The 18880-nt window shown below is 43.9% G+C and carries 18 protein-coding genes; 10 read left to right on the forward strand and 8 right to left on the reverse strand.

The features are described 5' to 3' along the window. From R8269_RS19965 to R8269_RS19995, 7 genes are all read left to right on the forward strand, one after another. Window positions 1–222, forward strand: a 222-nt coding sequence (locus R8269_RS19965; protein ID WP_318222646.1) for a c-type cytochrome, incomplete at its 5' end; no start/stop codon positions are given. Window positions 223–230: 8 nt separating this feature from the next. After that, window positions 231–1283: a c-type cytochrome gene (locus R8269_RS19970; protein ID WP_151515001.1), complete on the forward strand. Its 1053-nt coding sequence runs from the start codon at window positions 231–233 to the stop codon at window positions 1281–1283. Window positions 1284–1586: 303 nt separating this feature from the next. Beyond that, window positions 1587–2918, forward strand: a complete 1332-nt coding sequence (locus R8269_RS19975; RefSeq protein ID WP_215810316.1) for a paraquat-inducible protein A — start codon at window positions 1587–1589, stop codon at window positions 2916–2918. Beyond that, window positions 2911–4557: an intermembrane transport protein PqiB gene (gene pqiB / locus R8269_RS19980; RefSeq protein ID WP_017821656.1), complete on the forward strand. Its 1647-nt coding sequence runs from the start codon at window positions 2911–2913 to the stop codon at window positions 4555–4557. The genes R8269_RS19975 and pqiB overlap by 8 nt, the downstream gene beginning before the upstream one ends. Further along, the gene (locus R8269_RS19985; protein WP_017821657.1) at window positions 4557–5135 is read left to right on the forward strand and encodes a membrane integrity-associated transporter subunit PqiC; all 579 of its coding nucleotides are present in this window, start codon (window positions 4557–4559) and stop codon (window positions 5133–5135) included. Before pqiB ends, R8269_RS19985 begins: the two co-directional genes overlap by 1 nt. Before the next feature lie 102 nt (window positions 5136–5237). Then, the gene (locus tag R8269_RS19990; RefSeq protein ID WP_031778929.1) at window positions 5238–6011 is read left to right on the forward strand and encodes a hypothetical protein; all 774 of its coding nucleotides are present in this window, start codon (window positions 5238–5240) and stop codon (window positions 6009–6011) included. 206 nt (window positions 6012–6217) lie between these two features. Further along, a complete protein-coding gene (locus R8269_RS19995; protein ID WP_005385812.1) occupies window positions 6218–6457 on the forward strand; it encodes a hypothetical protein in 240 nt (79 codons plus the stop codon). A 61-nt stretch (window positions 6458–6518) separates the two neighbouring features. Here R8269_RS19995 and R8269_RS20000 read toward each other — a convergent pair whose 3' ends face one another. The 8 genes from R8269_RS20000 to sohB all read right to left on the reverse strand — a co-directional run bounded on the left by R8269_RS20000 (window position 6519) and on the right by sohB (window position 15629). Then, window positions 6519–8357 carry an extracellular solute-binding protein gene (locus R8269_RS20000; RefSeq protein ID WP_017633867.1) on the reverse strand — a complete coding sequence of 613 codons (1839 nt, stop codon included), beginning with the start codon at window positions 8355–8357 and terminating at the stop codon, window positions 6519–6521. A gap of 499 nt (window positions 8358–8856) precedes the next feature. Further along, complete coding sequence (pyrF, locus tag R8269_RS20005; RefSeq protein WP_005376667.1) at window positions 8857–9558, reverse strand: orotidine-5'-phosphate decarboxylase; 702 nt, start codon at window positions 9556–9558, stop codon at window positions 8857–8859. Between the two features lie 84 nt (window positions 9559–9642). Continuing rightward, on the reverse strand, window positions 9643–10818 hold the full coding sequence (gene lapB / locus R8269_RS20010) for a lipopolysaccharide assembly protein LapB (RefSeq protein WP_005376665.1): 1176 nt from the start codon (window positions 10816–10818) through the stop codon (window positions 9643–9645). An 18-nt stretch (window positions 10819–10836) separates the two neighbouring features. Next, complete coding sequence (locus tag R8269_RS20015) at window positions 10837–11133, reverse strand: LapA family protein (RefSeq protein ID WP_005376663.1); 297 nt, start codon at window positions 11131–11133, stop codon at window positions 10837–10839. A gap of 269 nt (window positions 11134–11402) precedes the next feature. Further along, the gene (gene ihfB / locus R8269_RS20020) at window positions 11403–11684 is read right to left on the reverse strand and encodes an integration host factor subunit beta (RefSeq protein ID WP_005385816.1); all 282 of its coding nucleotides are present in this window, start codon (window positions 11682–11684) and stop codon (window positions 11403–11405) included. Between the two features lie 213 nt (window positions 11685–11897). After that, complete coding sequence (gene rpsA, locus R8269_RS20025) at window positions 11898–13568, reverse strand: 30S ribosomal protein S1 (RefSeq protein ID WP_005385817.1); 1671 nt, start codon at window positions 13566–13568, stop codon at window positions 11898–11900. A 110-nt stretch (window positions 13569–13678) separates the two neighbouring features. Next, window positions 13679–14359, reverse strand: a complete 681-nt coding sequence (cmk, locus tag R8269_RS20030; protein WP_021033981.1) for a (d)CMP kinase — start codon at window positions 14357–14359, stop codon at window positions 13679–13681. Window positions 14360–14567: 208 nt separating this feature from the next. Beyond that, on the reverse strand, window positions 14568–15629 hold the full coding sequence (gene sohB, locus R8269_RS20035) for a protease SohB (RefSeq protein ID WP_005385819.1): 1062 nt from the start codon (window positions 15627–15629) through the stop codon (window positions 14568–14570). Between the two features lie 254 nt (window positions 15630–15883). Between sohB and R8269_RS20040 the strand changes: the two genes are divergently transcribed. The 3 genes from R8269_RS20040 (at window position 15884) to R8269_RS20050 (ending at window position 18860) form a co-directional block, all read left to right on the forward strand. Then, window positions 15884–16630: a YciK family oxidoreductase gene (locus tag R8269_RS20040; protein WP_005372980.1), complete on the forward strand. Its 747-nt coding sequence runs from the start codon at window positions 15884–15886 to the stop codon at window positions 16628–16630. A gap of 129 nt (window positions 16631–16759) precedes the next feature. After that, on the forward strand, window positions 16760–17452 hold the full coding sequence (gene imuA / locus R8269_RS20045; protein ID WP_005372979.1) for a translesion DNA synthesis-associated protein ImuA: 693 nt from the start codon (window positions 16760–16762) through the stop codon (window positions 17450–17452). Window positions 17453–17456: 4 nt separating this feature from the next. Then, on the forward strand, window positions 17457–18860 hold the full coding sequence (locus tag R8269_RS20050) for a Y-family DNA polymerase (RefSeq protein WP_005372978.1): 1404 nt from the start codon (window positions 17457–17459) through the stop codon (window positions 18858–18860). Window positions 18861–18880 lie beyond the last annotated feature (20 nt).

Below are 18880 nucleotides of genomic sequence, written 5' to 3' on the forward strand. Positions count from 1 at the left end.
ATTCCAGCTTGCGCAACTTGTCATGGAGCCAGCGGTATGGGCGTCGACAAGTTCCCTCGCCTCGCAAGCCAACATGCTGATTACTTAAAAACGCAATTGATGGCATGGAAAAACGGCACTCGCAGTGGCGACCCGCTCAATATGATGGGGACCATCGCAAAAAATCTCACTGACAAAGAGATCGAAAATCTTGCTTACTACTTTGCCTCATTACGTTACTAGGAGCAGTCATGAAACGTTTCTATTCTTTGTTCGCACTGCCTTTCATTTCTACGCTCGTACTAGCTAACGATCCATTACCGGACCGCCAGAAAGAGCTACCTGCGATAGAAAAAGAAAAGCACGGTGAATACTTAAAATCGCGTGATCTCAGCACAATCCCAAACACCGCATTTGGTGAGCAAGTAAAACGCGGTTACTCGCTCTTTGTTAACTCACAACAAATGCGCGGAAAATACGTTGGCAACGAACAAAACTGTGTGAACTGCCATATGGAGGCAGGACGAAAAGCAAACGCTGCGCCACTGTGGGCAGCTTACATGGCATACCCTGCATATCGTAAGAAAAACGATCGCGTAAACAGCTATGCTGACCGTATCCAAGGTTGTTTCGAGTATTCCATGAACGGTAAAGCGCCCGCTTACGATTCGACAGAAATTGTTGCCCTTAGTGCTTACGCCTACTGGTTAGCGATGGGCGGCTTGCTTGACAAACATGGTATGGCGGATGAACCCATTCCAGAACTAGACGCAAAAACGTTGCAAATTGGTGGAAAAGCAAAAGACTTCCCGTTGCCCGAAGCCATCGCACAAGCATTACCAATTGAAAAGCGGGGTAATCTCTCTGGGCGTGGCTACCCAAAAATCGCCGCCCCTGAGCAAGAACCATCAATAGAGCGAGGCGCATTGGTCTACGAAAAGAACTGTGAAACTTGCCATCGCGCCGACGGTTCAGGCATCAAAGACACCAACGACCATTCATACATTCCACCACTTTGGGGCGAATATGCGTATAACTGGGGCGCAGGTATGCACCGGATTAACACTGCAGCCTATTTTATTTACGAAAACATGCCGCTTGGGAAAAGTGTGCAGCTGACAGAGCAAGAAGCTTGGGATGTCGCAGCATACGTCAACAGCCATGAGCGTCCACAAGATCCTCGATTCAAAGGCAATGTCACCGCAAACGCGGAGAAATATCACCAGCACCAAGGCTATTACGGCAAAACGCTCAACGGTACGCAAGTCGGGGCCAATGCCTTTAAGAGCGGAACGGTCAAGTAAAGTACAACTAAGCACCTTAAATAAAATGCTCTTTTTCCCTGCTCAGATTATCTGGGCAGGGTTACTTACCCTTAAAAACAAGTAATTACCCCCCTCCACAGACAAGCAATATCACATTATTTTCGACTTCCAACATACTCATCTTCGCCGTAAAATCTTGTACCAAACGTGACTTCGTTTATGTCTTAGATTTCCCATATGCTCTAATGCCAAAAGTAAGAAACTCGTAAACTCCTGAATCAAAACAAGCGTGCCTAGTGAAAAAAGAGTATTCTTAAAGCAAATGAATCTAAAACCTACCCGATGAGTATTCAACCTAATTCCCGTCAGTTAATTTCATGCGAAGAGTGCGGCCTTGTTGTTCGCATTCCCGATATCGAACCGGGGCAAAAAGCACAATGTCCTCGATGTTCGCATTCGCTGACTAAAGTGAATGCCAAGCCTTACCAAAGCGTGATCGCCATATCATCGGCATGTTTGATCATGTTAGTGCTAAGCATTTCTTTCCCTTTTATGTCGTTCAGCGTGCAAGGGTTGTCGCAAGAAATCACCTTGTTGCACGCTGCCAAAATGCTGGCTGAGTTTCAAAATGTGCTTTTGGGTGTGCTGCTACTCGCAACAGTTATCGTTTTGCCTGCAATCTATGTTGGTCTCATTCTCTTTCTTCACCTTGAAGCATTAAAAGCACGTAAACATACCCCCTCTAGAAAGCAGCAACGAATGGCAAAAGTTTTATGCCGTCTTCTGTTTCGAGTCGAACCCTGGTTAATGGTGGATGTCTTTTTGATTGGCGTGTTGGTCAGCTTAATTAAAATCGCTTCCCTCGCAGACATAGGAATGGGCACTTCATTCTGGGCGTTTTGTGTATATACCGTTCTGGTAGTCAAATGCATATCAATGGTCGACAAAAGCTGGCTCTGGGGGCACTTTATTCCAGCTATCGAGCTATCTGATGTAAAAGAGGGTGATACGCACCATAACCACAACCATATTGGTTGTCATACGTGTCACCAGCTCAACCCTATTGAAGCTAAAAAACACCAACACTGCATTCGTTGTAAAAGCCCTATTCACAAATACAACCCCGCAGACAATTTACAAAAAGCTTGGGCGCTTTTGTTTGCTTCAGTCATTTTCTATATCCCTGCGAACCTCTACCCTATGATGTACACCGTAAGCCTTGGACATGCAGAAGGTTCAACTATCATGGAGGGGGTAATATTGCTTTGGCATTTAGGTTCTTACCCTATTGCGATGGTAATTTTCTTTGCTAGCGTATTTATTCCAATGGCGAAAATGCTGGCACTCGCGTGGCTGTATTACAATGCGCAAAAAGCGCGATATCTTCCGCACGAAGAGAGTATTTCACGCTTAAAGATCTACCGCATAACTGAGTTTATTGGTCGTTGGTCCATGATCGATATCTTCGTCGTCGCGATCTTAGTTGCACTGGTTCAGCTGCAAAACTTAATGGCGATTTATCCAGGTCCTGCTGCGCTCTCTTTCGCGGCAGTGGTCATTTTTACTATGCTTTCTGCAATGATATTTGACTCACGTTTGTTGTGGCAATTGCCACAAAACGAAGTGCAGGAGCCGATTTCTGACAACTTAAACGAGAAAGCCAAATATGAGTGATGAGAACAACGTAACCGCTCAAATAAAACCGCAAAAGCAGATTTCTGCGATATGGATTGTCCCGATCCTTGCGCTAGCCATGGGAGCGTGGATGCTGTTCCAATATATCAACAGTACAGGCCCACAAATTACTCTCCAACTGCCAACCGCAGATGGGATTGAGGTTGGCAAAACCGAAATCCGAGCATTGAATGTAAAAGTCGGACTGATTACTGAAGTCACTCTCAGTGAAAATTACGATCACATCATCGCTAAGGCACAAATGAACAAGGATGCAGAACGCATGCTGCGAGATGACACCATGTTTTGGGTGGTGAAGCCTCGTATTGGCCGTGATGGCGTTTCAGGTTTAGAGACCTTGCTCTCTGGCGCTTATATCCAACTTCAGCCGGGTAAATCTAAAATAGAGAAAGAGCGCTTTACGGTCTTAGATGTTCCCCCAGTGGCCTCTCCTGATGCAGAGGGGTTACGCCTTGTGTTAACACACCGCGAGGCTGGTAAGCTAGGCGTTGGTGACCCCGTCATTTATAAAGGCTTTACGGTTGGTCGTGTAGAGAAAACTAGCTTTGATGTTGACACTCGCAAAGCGTTATACCAACTCTTTATTTTCAAGCCTTATGACAGCTTAGTGCGCACTCGTACCAAGTTCTGGCTGAATTCTGGCGTAGATTTACAGCTCAATGCTGAAGGGTTCGAAGTCAAGTTTGGCTCATTAGAGAGCATGCTAACGGGTGGTGTTACCTTCGATACCGTTCCAGGTCTTGAATCCGGTGAACAGCTCACTGAAAATATGGTCAACTTCCGCTTGTACGATGATATTAAACAACTTCGAGAAGGCATGTACGATGATTATATTGAATTCGTTATGCTTTTTGATGAATCGGTACGAGGACTTAAACGTAAGGCACCTGTCGAATATCGAGGCTTGAGAATTGGTACTGTGATGCGTGTACCAATGCGACTTCCAACCCCAGAAGAGAACTTTTCTGCGAAAAAAATCCCTGTATTGGTACGTATCGAGCTCGGCCGTGTTTATGGCGATTTCCAATCCCAATCTTTACCAATGTTAAAAGATAAATTGAAGAGTGAGTTTGCTAAAGGCCTACGTGGTACTTTAAAAACAGGTAACTTATTAACAGGCGCACTGTATGTTGACGCCGACTTCTATCCAAACGACGAGCCTTACGTACCGAGTAAGTTTGCTGATTTAGATGTTTTCCCAACCATGCGTGGTGGTTTTGCGCAGGTTCAGCGCCAAGTGAACGACTTCCTAAATAAGATTAATAACTTACCAATGGAAGAAACACTAGACTCTCTCAATTCAACGTTAAAAACGTCTGAAAAAACGTTAGCTTCAGCAGAACGCGTGGCGGACAGTATTGATAAACTTTTGAATCAAAAAGAGACGCAAGAGATCCCAACAGATATTCGCCAAAGCTTACAGCAATTACAAAAAACACTCGATGGTTATGGGCCCAACTCAACCATGTACAGCGAAATGGAAGCCACGCTAAAAGAATTAGAAAGCGTGATGACAGAGTTTAAACCCGTACTTAAACAGCTAAACGAAAAGCCAAACTCTCTCGTGTTTGGAGAAGATGAAATCAGTGACCCAATACCAGTTAAAGGCAAAAACTAATGAAACGAGTATTCTTTCTGTCTATCGCGCTATTTGTCGGTCTAACGGGTTGCAGTAGCGCTCCGCAAACTAAAGGAGCTATGTACCTTCTACCTAAGGCGGAACCAGTGACGCTGAGCTCTTCTGATATCGCTCAGCGCCCAACTTTAGTTGTTCGTCCAGTGACATTGGCGAGTTATTTGAATGATAATGGCATTGTTTATCGAACCTCTGAGACCCAAGTTATTCAGGCGAAGCACAATCAATGGGCGCACAGTATTTCTGAGCAAATCACTCAGAGAGTCGTCGCGGAACTACGTCACAAGCAAAGTCATTACTGGCCGACTGAAATGAATAATCTGTTGGATCAAAGCGGTGAAGCCAAACTCCAGCTTACGTTAAATAAATTTAATGGCAGCTACAAAGGTAATATCGAAATTGAGGGGGAATGGTTACTCATTAATGCCGAAGGTAAGGTAGAAAACAGCGCGCCAATACAAATCTCACAGCCGCTTCAAGATGAGGGCTATGAAGCGCTCGTCAACGCTTTATCCATAGGCTTAGAAAGCCTAACCTCAGACATTGCCAAACAACTCTAAGTCAATGTTAATTACAGGGAAGCAAGTTGCTTCCCTTTTTTATGCAGAGTGTAGCGACTTCTACTAAGCTGAAAGCTGACGAAAAGCCGAAAAGGAAATTGGATGAAACCATGTAACCTGCTATCACTCTCCTCACTCATTCTTGTATTACCTACATCAGTAGCGCTCTCAGCCGAGACACAAGAATCTCGTTGGCGAAATAGCATAGAAGTGTACATGCTAGGACTGAATATCCACGGGGATACCAGTATTGGTCGCTTTTCATCAGAGGTGGATGTCGATCCTAAGTTCATCGTAGACCACCTCGATATTGGGGCGATGTTGCGATTCGAGAGTATTTACCAAAGTAAGTGGGGCTACTACATAGATTATAGTTTCATGAACTTAAGTGGTGATGTTAATAATATCAAGGGCGCTCTGCCTAACGCTCGTTATCGTGCGGACATCGAAATACGGCAAGGTGTTCTAGAAGCAAAGGCATTCCAACGCGAACAATATTCATTTGGTAAACTGGATTATATGTTTGGATTACGTTGGTGGGACAATGACATCACCGGCAAGCTGTATCGTAATGACAACCGGGTACTAGAAGATAGACTGTCATTACAAGAAGATTGGGTCGATTTTTTAGTTGGCTTGCGACTCATTGATGAATTGAGCGAAAACTGGCGATTTCATGCCAGCATCGACGCCGGACTTGGCAACGATACTCACTTCACTTATGCCATTCAAACTGGTGTTCGTTATAGCTTTAACGAATGGTCTGATCTCAACTTAGCTTACAAGTCGACCTGGGTCGATTACAAAAATGAAGAGGTATTTGAATATGATACGGCTTCTCAAGGGCTTTTAGTCGGACTTGGCTTTTACTTTTGATTAGGTTGAACCCTAGCCTATATTCAAGCGTTGTAACTTGTACCAACTCTAGGTACACGTCTAGTGCCACGTTACAGATGCTTAAATAAGGCAAATTGATCTTCATCAGACTATAAATTGCTCTTCGGTGCTACTCTCTGTCACAAAATATAAAACCCCACTCTATGACCTCATATAGGTCTTGTTGATAAGGTTCCCGAATAGCAATGTCGATTAACATTTCCGATTTAACCACCGCCCTAAATAAGGTGGAGCATATTCATAAAGTGCAGCTTGAAAACGTACATCAGTTCTTCAAAGCAAACGAAGCTTTCTCGTTGCAAACATTCAGCCAGCTGATATCAAGCGACTCGCTTGATGATCGATTTAAAACCATCGATAAAGCGTTCTCTTTGCTTGGTGATGCAAAAACCTACCTTTTAGAAGTGTCTTACCTTATTAAGTAAAAAAAGAAAGCCCCGATAAAATTCATTACCGGGGCTATCATTTTCTATCTAAACTACTGATTTACAATTTGTAACGATCATCAATTACCGTTAATTCTGGGAAGGTTTTACCCTCGTCCATCGCTTCCTCTGTCTCTTCTTTTACTTGGTTATCAATCCAGAAATTACCGATATCCATTGGATGAAGCACCCATTCTGTCGCTTTTGTCATGCCGTTTTTAGGAATTTTAACCCAGCGCCAATGAGCAACTCGAGAATAAGGCACCATGTAGCCAGGAACGATGATGTTCGCTTTGCTGACATAGTTTTGGATTTGATGCGACAAGTCGTAACGCTTCTCCTGATCAAACTCAGAATCATACGCTTCAATTAACTTGTCTAGCTCAGGGCTGCTGTAGTTGGTGTGAGCATTCGTTTGTGGTCGATTTGCATTATCCGAGTGTAGGTATTCCCAATACGCAGGGATCTCACCAGAGCCCATATTCAAAAACGCTAGCTGATGCTTTTTCTCAAGAATGTATTTAAACGCAGATGAGCCATCCACCAAGTTTAACGTGAACTCAAGACCAGCAAGTTTCGCTTGCTCTTTCAGGTATGCAATACGCGGTGTCCAAGAGTTGTATCCATAGGTGATAGCAAAGCTCAAGCGTTGACCCTTGTCGTTAACACGAATACCATCTGCGCCCACTTTGTCAAAGCCCGCTTTTTCGAAGTGTTTAACCGCCGCATCAGCATCAAACTTTGGCGGTGTATTGTTAGGATCATCGTATTCGCCATGACCAAAGCCGAGTCCATGCGGTTTACGTGAATAATCTCCACGCATGATGTTTTCAATCATGCCGTCATAGTCAGTGGCTGCCATAACACCTTTACGCACTTCTAGGTTATCCAACATCGGCATCGCTGTGTTCATCCAAAGACCACCAGCTCCTTGCGGTGCTTCGTTAAAGCCCCAGTACTTTTGGATATAGCCTTTTTTGTACACATCACTATTGGTTTTGTCATGCCAAAAGCTTGGTAGCACCATCTCAAAGTAGTCTAAGTTGCCTTTCTCAAAGTGCTTCATGGCAATATCAGGATCGCGAATTACCTTAATGCGAACCTTTTCAACGTTATAACGGTTTTTATAGTAGCGGTTGTTGTATCCCCACCAATCTTCACCGACATGTTTGAATGTCACGCTCTTACCTTTCTTCACTTGATCAATGTAGTAAGGCGCTGCGGTTGGCTCAGATTTAAAGTTAAACTTTCTGACGAAGTTATCAGGCATGCCATCGTTATTTGCGTCCTTTTCTCCTTCAAAGAAGTGTTCAGGACGAGGCTGAAAACCATTACTTGGCATGTTAATCATAACCATAAGTGAGTCATGACTTTGAGCTACAGCAAGATTGACTTTGATCGTGTAGTCATCAATTTTTTCAACACTCACAATACTGTTTGTGAAGAAGTCGTTATACCACGGATCGATAATGTCTTTTGACGTGTAGTACTTCATCATAAAGACGTAATCATCTGCTGTAATTTTTTCACCATCTGACCACTCGGCCGTTTCGTCGAGTTTAAAGAATACGGTTTTGTTGTCTTCTCCAAATGCCCATGACTTAGCAAGTTGAGGGATCCATTTGCCAGTATTTGGATGACGCTGAGCCAGTTTTGGTGAACCATCCATTAAGTATTGGCGCAAACCTGAGTTCGCATCTGGACCAACACTTCGTAATGTTTGCGGAAAGCTCTGAATGTAAGTGCGATAGGTGCCACCTCGTACCGCCTCTTCAGAGGCAAATAGAGGTTCGTTGTTGTTTGAAATCCATTCGATATCAGCTGGCAATTCTGCCGCACTCAGTTGAAAACTGGCAGCGGTCAGTGTTGCTAGTACTGAAAATGGCAGTTTTTTAGTCATGTTTCTTCCTTGTTGTGTTTGCGCACTAAGGTCGTAACAAGGAAGACAGCGTGTGAAAGCTCACAGAAAGCTGCGATTTAAAATACGCAGATAGGAAATAATAGGAACGTAATATGAAGTGACGTCCTGCCAGCTTCTATATTAATTTCAAAGAGTTTCACTAGGTCATCCTAGACCTTACAACGCAGTGAATGCATCTTCGCCATAGTATTCTTTAGACATTTGTAACGCAAGCCATCAATAACACATGGTTGCATTTTCGAGGCATCACAGTGAGTTATGTTACAAAAGTGTGATCGGCATAGTACCAAGCCCTACTTTACTCAGAATAAACCGCAGAACCTTTATCTCAATTGGCCCCGATATACCAGTTAAAGCGAGTAAATGATCAGACATAGCTGGTTAAAAGGAATGGTTGTTTACCGCGATCAGTATTTTCATTCGATGTAAAAAGTGAGGCATCTTAGCCTCACTTTTCTCCATACAATCGAGACAGTGCTTACATGTTAGATAAGCTCTCATTGATCGACTTCAGCACTTCTGCAGGATTTGACGCTTGAGTGATAGGGCGACCAATCACAAGATAATCTGAACCTGATTGGATAGCGTCTACTGGCGTCATGATACGGCGTTGGTCACCTTGTTCTGAGCCAGCAGGTCGAATACCAGGGGTCACTAACTTAAATTCTTGGCCTAGTTCGCTCTTCAGTAATGAGGACTCTTGCGCTGAACATACCACACCATCTAAGCCTGCGTTTTTGGTCAAGGTTGCTAGACGAATCACTTGCTCCTGAGGCGCAACATTCAAACCAATACCAGCTAAATCACTTTGTTCCATACTGGTTAGTACCGTTACACCGATAAGAAGTGGACGATCTTTACCATATGGCTCAAGAATTTCACGTGATGCCGTCATCATACGCTCACCACCGCTCGCGTGTACGTTCACCATCCATACACCCATTTCAGCCGCAGCGCGAACTGCTTTCGAACAGGTGTTTGGAATATCGTGAAATTTTAAATCTAGGAATACCGAGAAACCACGTTTATGGAGTTCACGTACAAAATCAGGACCAAATAGCGTAAACATCTCCTTGCCAACTTTTAGTCGGCATGACGCAGGATCAATTCTATCTACAAACGCAAGTGCATCTGCTTGGTTATCATAATCCAGTGCGACAATAACTTTTTGGTCGATCATTTCATCTCCTAACTGTTTTGGTTCTTATTAAATAAAAAGTTAAAAAAATGCAGCGGACAGAAACTCTGCCAGCTGCATTAAGAATTATTCACCATCCAATCCGCGGATTGGCTTGATCGTCCCCCATCCTTTACAGGACGGACAATGCCAATAAAGGGAATGGGTAGAAAATCCACACTTCCGGCATCGGTAATGTGGTTTCACTTTTAACTGTTCACCCACCATCGCTTGTAGTGTTGATAGGCTGTCTTTCGCTCGACCATCTTCTGCTTCTGCAATGTGGTAGTCAATTAAACGGTAGAAGCCCTTCATGGTTGGGTTTTTCAGCAATTGTTTCGTCAGTAACTCTTGAGCAGCCCCAACGTTCTCGTGATGAGCAACTAATTGAGCCAACATCAACTCGGCTGATACGCCTGCTTTCTTATCAATACAAGCTCGCAGAAACTCGACAAGTTCATCTTCCTGGCCCAGATGATGATAGCATTCTGCAATAGTTGGCAAGACATCACTGATAAAGTCTTTATCTTGCTCAAGTACCCCTGTCAGATATTTGATGGTGTGCTTATAGTCTTCAGACTCTAGATAAATTCGTCCCAAAGCAATACTTGCTCGAACACACTTCGGGTCTTCCGCTAACGCTTTTTTAAAATGCTGTATCGCCTTATTAGTATTCCCATCAGCTTGGTCGAGCATGGCTATTTCACACCAAAAATGGGCAATATTTGCACGCATCCTTGAGCGTTTATTACCTAACTTAGCCAATTGGTTCGCGTAATAAATCGCCTTTTCCCATTCTCGTGTTTGCTGATAAATGGTCACTAATTGTTGAAGAGCCGCCTCTTTGTAATCTGGCTCTTCGACTAACTGTTCGAAGATTTTCTCTGCACGATCAAGAAAACCTGAGACCATGTAGTCTTTCGCTAACTGTTGAAGGGCGAGGTTCTTTTGGTCCAGTGTTAAGCCTGAACGAGAAATAAGATTTTGGTGAATTCTGATTGCGCGGTCGACTTCACCACGAGACCGGAACAGGTTACCCAACGCAAGGTGAGTATCGATGGTCTCGTTATCAACTTGGAGCAATTCAATAAAGTGATCGACAGCCTTATCTGATTGGTCAGAGAGCAGCAGATTAAGACCCGTCATATACTGACGAGAGATTTGATGAGATTGCTTCTGCTTGTCTTGCTGAGCGCTGCGATGCCCCATATACCAGCCATACGCAGCAGCTATAGGCAACAACAAGAAGAGTAGTTCAAGCATTAAAGTTAAGCCTTATCCTTATGCCTGTTTTTCAATGGCTGGCTTATCAGCAGCGTTGTTTGATTCAGTTGGTTCGTACTTTTTCAGTTTTTTCTTTAAACGACGGACCTGTAGCTGAGTTTTCAGTTGGATGCTACCAAAGATAACCCACGCTAAAGCAAAGCCAACCACAAATACTACACCTAATAGCGTAGATAAGTGGAACTCTCCTTTTGCTAGAAGATAGTTAAAAGTCACGAGCTCTTGGTTTTGGGAACCTAACGCCAATGCAATTAAAAAGAGAGCTAAAACAGCAACGATTTTTATAATTTTCATGTTACATCACCCTTCTAGGAGTAAGTCGGTAAGATTATGCAGGAAAATGCTTCTTCAGACTACGTATATTAGCAATAATCTATACCCAAGTAACCTCAAGATGCTTAGTTTGTAGACATGCTTAGAAGTTAAAGTTATTTGGGTATAGAAAACAGCTGAATCCACAATTAGATTAGTAAACGATCTTGGATGTATGACTAACTTGGATACATTACAAAAAAGCGGCATACACAAACGTATGCCGCTTTTTTCAAACTAATAAGAGTGCATTAACCAATATTTACACGCTCACGAAGTTCTTTACCAGGTTTGAAATGTGGAACGTATTTACCTTCCAATTCCACTTTATCGCCCGTTTTAGGGTTACGACCTACGCGAGGCTCGCGGTAATGAAGAGAAAAACTACCAAAGCCACGGATCTCGATACGGTCACCGCTCTCTAGTGTAGAGGCCATGTGCTCTAAAATATCTTTTACAGCATCCTCTACCTCTTTCGCTGATAAGTGTGTTTGCTCAGCGCAGAGTCTTTCAATCAGTTCAGACTTAGTCATAGTTGCCCTCTTTGAGTATCTTTATCACTTATTATAGTAAGTAATACTAATTCCAACAAACACTTGCTGACAATTCTAGACAAATTTTATGCAAAATGCGCAATGAAGAAATGCCTTTTATTAAGATAGTTTACTGTCATTAGTATTACTACTTAAATATGACCAAATATAAAAAAGGAGCCTTGCGGCTCCTTTTTTGCTTAAGCGAGTATATTATTCGCCTTTAGCAGCTTTGAAAGCGTCAGCCATTGCGTTACCGAATGCATTGTCATCTTGCTTGTTGATAGATGCCATTGCTTCTTGCTCGTCAGCTTCGTCTTTAGCTTTGATAGATAGGTTGATTACGCGGTTCTTACGGTCTACACCTGTGAACTTCGCTTCAACAACATCACCAGCGCTTAGGATTAGAGAAGCATCTTCTACGCGATCGCGTGATACTTCAGAAGCACGGATGTAACCTTCAACGCCTTCTGCGATTTCAACAGTAGCGCCTTTAGCGTCAACAGCAGTTACAGTAGCGTTAACTAGAACACCTTTCTTGTTGTCAGCAACGTAAGCATTGAATGGGTCATTTTCCATTTGCTTGATGCCTAGAGAGATGCGCTCACGCTCAGCGTCTACTGCTAGAACAACTGCAGAGATCTCGTCGCCTTTCTTGTACTCACGTACAGCTTCTTCGCCAGCAACATTCCAAGAAATGTCAGATAGGTGAACTAGACCATCGATGCCGCCTTCTAGACCGATGAAGATACCGAAGTCAGTGATAGACTTGATCTTACCAGTAACTTTGTCGCCTTTAGCTTGTGCTTCAGCGAATGACTGCCATGGGTTAGCTTTACACTGTTTCAGACCTAGAGAGATACGACGACGTTCTTCGTCGATTTCAAGAACCATAACCTCAACTTCGTCGCCAACATTAACAACTTTAGAAGGGTGGATGTTCTTGTTAGTCCAATCCATTTCTGAAACGTGAACTAGACCTTCAACGCCTTCTTCGATTTCAACGAAGCAGCCGTAGTCAGTTAGGTTAGTTACGCGACCAGTTAGTTTGTGACCTTCTGGGTAACGCTTAGCGATTGCTACCCATGGATCTTCGCCTAGTTGCTTAAGACCTAGTGATACGCGAGTACGCTCACGGTCGAACTTAAGAACTTTAACTTGGATCTCGTCACCAACGTTAACGATTTCAGATGGGTGCTTAACGCGCTTCCAAGCCATATCAGTGATATGTAGAAGACCGTCAACGCCACCTAGGTCAACGAACGCACCGTAGTCAGTAAGGTTCTTAACGATACCTTTAACTTCAGAACCTTCTTGTAGAGTTTCTAGAAGCTCGTCACGCTCAACGCTGTTCTCTGATTCGATAACTGCACGACGTGAAACAACTACGTTGTTACGTTTTTGGTCAAGTTTGATAACTTTGAACTCTAGCTCTTTGTTTTCTAGGTGAGCAGTGTCGCGGATTGGACGTACGTCTACTAGAGAGCCAGGAAGGAAAGCACGGATACCGTTTAGTTCAACAGTGAAACCGCCTTTAACTTTACCGTTGATGATACCAACAACAGTTTCAGCTTCTTCGTAAGCTTTCTCAAGTACGATCCAAGCTTCGTGACGCTTAGCTTTCTCACGAGAAAGTTGAGTTTCACCGAAACCATCTTCAACAGCGTCTAGAGCTACGTCTACTTCAGCGCCAACTTCAACTTCAAGTTCGCCAGCAGCGTTCTTGAACTGTTCAGCAGGGATAGCAGATTCAGACTTAAGACCAGCGTCAACAAGAACGAAACCGTTCTCGATAGCTACTACAGTACCTTTAACGATGCTGCCTTGTTGGAATTCTGTTTCGTTTAGAAACTCTTCAAAGAGTTGAGCAAAAGATTCAGTCATTTAATTAATCTTCAATAAATTAAACTTCCACGGGTATCCTACCGCATGGGGTTATTAAATTCGCCAGTCATCATCCTTGCGACCAACGCTCTTAGCCTAGTCGAGTATTATTACTCAGCTAGCTTCGATTCGATATATTGTAGTGCCTTTTCTACTACTTCGTCGATAGTCATCGACGTAGAATCTAGCACAAGCGCATCCTCAGCAGGGCGTAATGGCGCCACTGGGCGGTTACGATCTCGGTCGTCACGCTCTTGGATCTCGCTTAAAAGGTCAGCAAATCTAACATCTAACCCTTTCTCTTGCAACTGTTTAAGGCGTCGATTTGCACGCTCTTCAGCACTCGCATCAAGGAAGATTTTTGCTTGCGCACTCGGGAATACAATTGTGCCCATATCACGACCATCAGCAACCAGACCCGGAGCGGTCTCAAATGCACGCTGACGACGTAGTAATGCTTCACGAACACGTGGCAAAGCCGCAACTTTAGATGCTGCCATGCCTGTTTCTTCTTTGCGAAGCTCCCCTGACACGTCTTCGCCTTCTAGAATGACCTTAACTAAGTCACCTTCCGCGATAAATTGAACGTCTAGGTGGGTTGCTAGTGGGACAAGAGCATCTTCTGACTCGGTGTCGACACCGTGGTGAATCGCAGCGAGTGCAAGTACACGATAAATTGCGCCAGAATCTAAGAGTTGGAAACCCAACTTTTTCGCCAGCAACATACATAAAGTGCCTTTACCTGCACCACTAGGTCCATCTACGGTTACAACCGGAGTTTGAGAGGACATGTTCTTCTCCACCAATAGTTTCTTTTCAGCAATTTGCTCGGTTTTCGAGGCGCACATTATACGGGTAATCAGTCTTTGGAGCGAGGAAAAATGTCGTGTAAAGCATTACACCTAATGCGTAATTGGATTCATCAATAAACATAAAGTTCAACAAAAACGGCGAGAGCTTCTGCCCTCGCCGTTTTAAATGTCATGAACTTAAGCTCGATTAAACAATCGGTTTTTGACCACGCTCAGCTAACTTTAAGATCACACTGTCAGCAACTTTGCCCGCGACACCTGCTAGCTTGTCTGCCAGCTTTTTCTTCTGCACATAATGCACAGAAAGTACGGTTTTATCTTTGCATGCCGCAACAACGATATCATCAGATGTACTAATGTCATCCACCAAACCAAGCTCTTTCGCTTGTGTACCGAACCAGTGCTCACCAGTGGCTACTTTGTCTAGGTCCAAACTAGGACGACGCTCACGGATGAAGTCTTTAAACAAGACATGTGTTTCTTCAAGTTCTTGCTTAAACTTATCGCGCGCTTTATCGGTATTCTCACCGAACATCGTTAGCGTGCGTTTATATTCACCCGCTGTTAGTTGTTCGTACTCAATGTCATGTTTCTTCAACAGTTTGTTGAAGTTAGGAATTTGTGCGATAACGCCAATAGACCCCACAATTGCAAATGGTGCAGAAACAATCTTATCTGCTACACATGCCATCATGTAACCACCACTTGCCGCAACTTTGTCAACAGAGATGGTCAGAGGAAGACCCGCAGCTTTGATTCGGTCCAGTTGAGAAGAGGCAAGGCCGTAACCATGAACCATACCACCGCCAGACTCTAAGCGAAGTAACACTTCATCACCTTCACGTGCGACAGCCAAAATAGCGGTGATTTCTTCACGTAGAGACGCGACTTCTTTTGCGTCTATGCTACCGTTGAAATCAAGAACAAATAGGTGTGGTTCACGCTTGCTATCTAATGAACCGTCTTTGCTCGCTTGTTTGATTTCTTTCTCGCGAGATTTGTTCTTCTCTTTTTCTTCTTTCTTGACGGCTTTATCTCGAGCCTTGATGAAAGCATCGTCATGCAAATGATGCTCTAACTGCTCAACAGATTGTTTGTGTTGCTCTGAAAGGTTGGTAATCTCTAACTCCCCTTTCGCCGCACCCGATTTGCCACCAGCCGATTTTGCAATAATGAGCAGAACAATTATCGCAGCAACCACCGTGATAATTTTGGCCAGAAACAGACCATAATCTAATAAAAATTCCAACGAGAGCTCCTTTATCTCATTTCAGATGACGTTAGTATGTTACGCAGAAACATCAGCGAGAAGGCAGCGCGGTTTGTAACCACTTGTTCTGATTGATAGCATACCTAACGAAAGTTCTGGAATTGGTATAACACATGAATTGGTGTATTGTAACCATCTTGTCACGATTACCAAGATTTTCCATTGAGAAACAGGCGTTTTTTAGCGTCAATTAACTATCATGGACCCTCTTACAATAATAAGGATTTATCGCCGTGAACTACTCCGTTTCAGCTGATGCTCTAAAAGGTAAAGTCATTCTTGTTACTGGCGCTGGTAATGGCATCGGCCGTCAAGCCGCGCTTTCTTATGCCGAGCACGGTGCAACTGTTATTCTCTTGGGTAGAAATGTGCAAAACCTTGAATCTATCTATGATGAGATTGAAGCTGCTGGCTATCCACAAGCTGCTATCATTCCATTGGATCTCAAGGGTGCAACTCAGCAGAATTACATTGATATGGCAGAGACAATCGAAGGACAGTTTGGTCGCTTGGATGGTCTATTACACAACGCAGGTGTCTTGAGTTCGCTGTGTCCATTTGATCAAATCAAAGAGGAAGACTTCGACGATATCATGCAGATCAACGTGAAAGCCGAAGTGCTAATGACTCAAGCATTACTGCCTGTGATGCGTAAATCAGAAGCTGGGCGTATTATCTTTACCTCTTCAACTGTCGGCCACTCTGGCCGCGCATTCTGGGGGCCATACGCTATCTCTAAATTTGCCGTAGAAGGCATGATGCAAGTTTTAGCTGACGAGCTGAGTGATACACCGATCCGCGTTAACGCAATTAACCCTGGTGCCACTCGTACTCGCATGCGTGAAAAAGCATATCCGGGTGAAGATGCGAATACTCTCAAAACGCCACTGGATATCATGCCGCTATATTTGCACTTAATGGATCCTGCGGTTACCGATGTGAACGGTCAGTGCATCGACGCTCAACCGAAGCGTAAATAACTCATTCAGGTTACCTCACATAATCGATTGAAAAGGCAGCAAACGCTGCCTTTTTTCATTTCTCTCTTCATAAAAATCTTGCGACTTTCTCCCACAGAAATATACTGTACATATATACAGGTATTTATTATGCAAGATATTATTCAGAACTTAAAAAGCCAACACCTTGTTTGGCAAGCAAATTTAACGAAAGCAGATCCTCAGCAGTTGCAGACTAGTTCCGGTTTTTCTGAATTAGATGATTTGCTCGGCGGAGGCTTTCCACCTCATGGCGTAGTGGAGATGGAATCTATTGGTAGTATTGGTGAATTGCGTTTGCTCGCTCCCTATTTAAAAGCCACTCAGACCAATGGTATGACCGCATTTATTCAACCACCTGCGCTAGTGAATTCTCTGTTTTTACACTACATCGGGTTGGATATAAACCAAGTGTGGGTTGTTACTCCAACTCACCCCAAAGATGCTCTTTGGGCTGCAGAGCAATGTCTGAAAAGTGGGGTATGCAGTAATGTTTTGTTATGGCAAGAAGAGCTTGAAATACACCAAGTGAAACGCTTACAGGTAGCGAGTGAACAAGGTACTTGCCCTCTCTTTATGCTTAAAACAGATACTATCAACCGCTTGTCTTTGCCTGTGTCACTCAGTTTAAAACTGAAAGGCGACGAGCAAGGGATTCATGTTGAAGTGCTGAAAAGGAAAGGAGGCTGGAATAGAGGTAGCGTTAGTATCGGCTTCCAACACCATTATCCGCAACTGGTGAAACCATCATCTGAAACTGTGCACTCGACTGTGGTCAATTTCCCACTGGCGAACCAAGGTTAGTGATATGGCTCTGTGGATTTACTTGCACTTCCCTCGCCTGCAGCTAGACGCACTCTTTGGTGATAACCAAGAACAACCCGTGGTGATTGTCGAAAGCCAACGTTGCCAGATTATTCAATACAACGAGATTGCCGAACAACAAGGCATTAAACCAGGTATGGGCCTAGGCAGTGCTGCGTCCTTGTGTCGAGATTTACAAGTGCATCCTTATCATCCGCACACCGAATGGAGCAAGTTACAAGAAATTGCTCAATGGCTGTATTTGATCACATCTGACGTTGTGTTGATGCCAAACCAAGGTATTTTACTGCGTGCTACTCCAATGCTCGCTCTGTATGAAGGGCTTGAAAACTATTGGAATAAAGTCAGAGCTCACTTATCGGAGCTGAAACTGAGTTTTCAATTCGGATGTGGTTTTTCGCCTTTTGCTGCCAAATTGATGGCAATATCAGGAGCGAACGTCATCAGTGAAGACAAATCTGCCATACAAAAAGTCCTATCACCATTACCGTTAACACTGGCAGATTTATCAAGCGCTACAGTAGAGAAGTTACAACGTGTAGGCGTCACCACATTGCAAAACCTGCTTGAACTGCCATTGCAAGACATCGCACGACGCTTTGATATCGATTTGGTGAACTACGTTGGTCGACTGACTGGGCAGTTTAAACACCCTGTCGACCTTTATCACCCTACCGAATCCTTCCAAGTTTATTTAGAGCTGTTGTTTGAGATCGAAAACGTTCAGTGGATTGAAAAACCGTTGGCCAAATTACTTCGTCAACTCGAAACCTTTCTTAAATTAAGAGATAAGGTCGCTTTTGAACTGTGTTTAACACTCCACCAGCGTGAGAAACAAGAGCAACACCTTCAACTCACTTCTGCGCAAGGTGATTACCTATGTCAGCGTTGGCAACAGTTAGCGAGTTTGAGCTTAGAGTCACTCTCGCTTAATGGCCCAGTCACAGGGCTAACGTTAAAAGTCATCCGTCAAGGTGAGCCTCTTAGTGCATCACGCGATCTCTTTGCTGGGCAGAAAGGAAACATGAATGCTTTAGAGCTGCTCTCTTTACTGCAAGCTAAATTGGGGAAAAGTGCCGTTTTAAAACCCAATATTGCTTGCGATCCTAGACCAGAAAAGGCCAGTCAGTATCGCCCTGCTGATGCTCCAGATAAAAAGGGGCACGCCATACCCTCCATACTACGCCCCGCAATGCAATTACCCACTCCCATTGTATTGCAAGAACAAGTTTCTTTGGTCCACGGACCTGAGCGAATAGTTTCTGGGTGGTGGGATGGTGATGAGATCATGCGTGATTACTACATTGCACACACCAAGCAAGGCCGCTGGTTATGGATATTTCGCGATCAGCACAAGCACTGGTTTCTTCATGGCTATTTTTGTTAAATCGACAGTTATTTTTGTTG

The sequence above is a fragment of the Vibrio sp. Vb0667 genome, assembly GCF_033391095.1.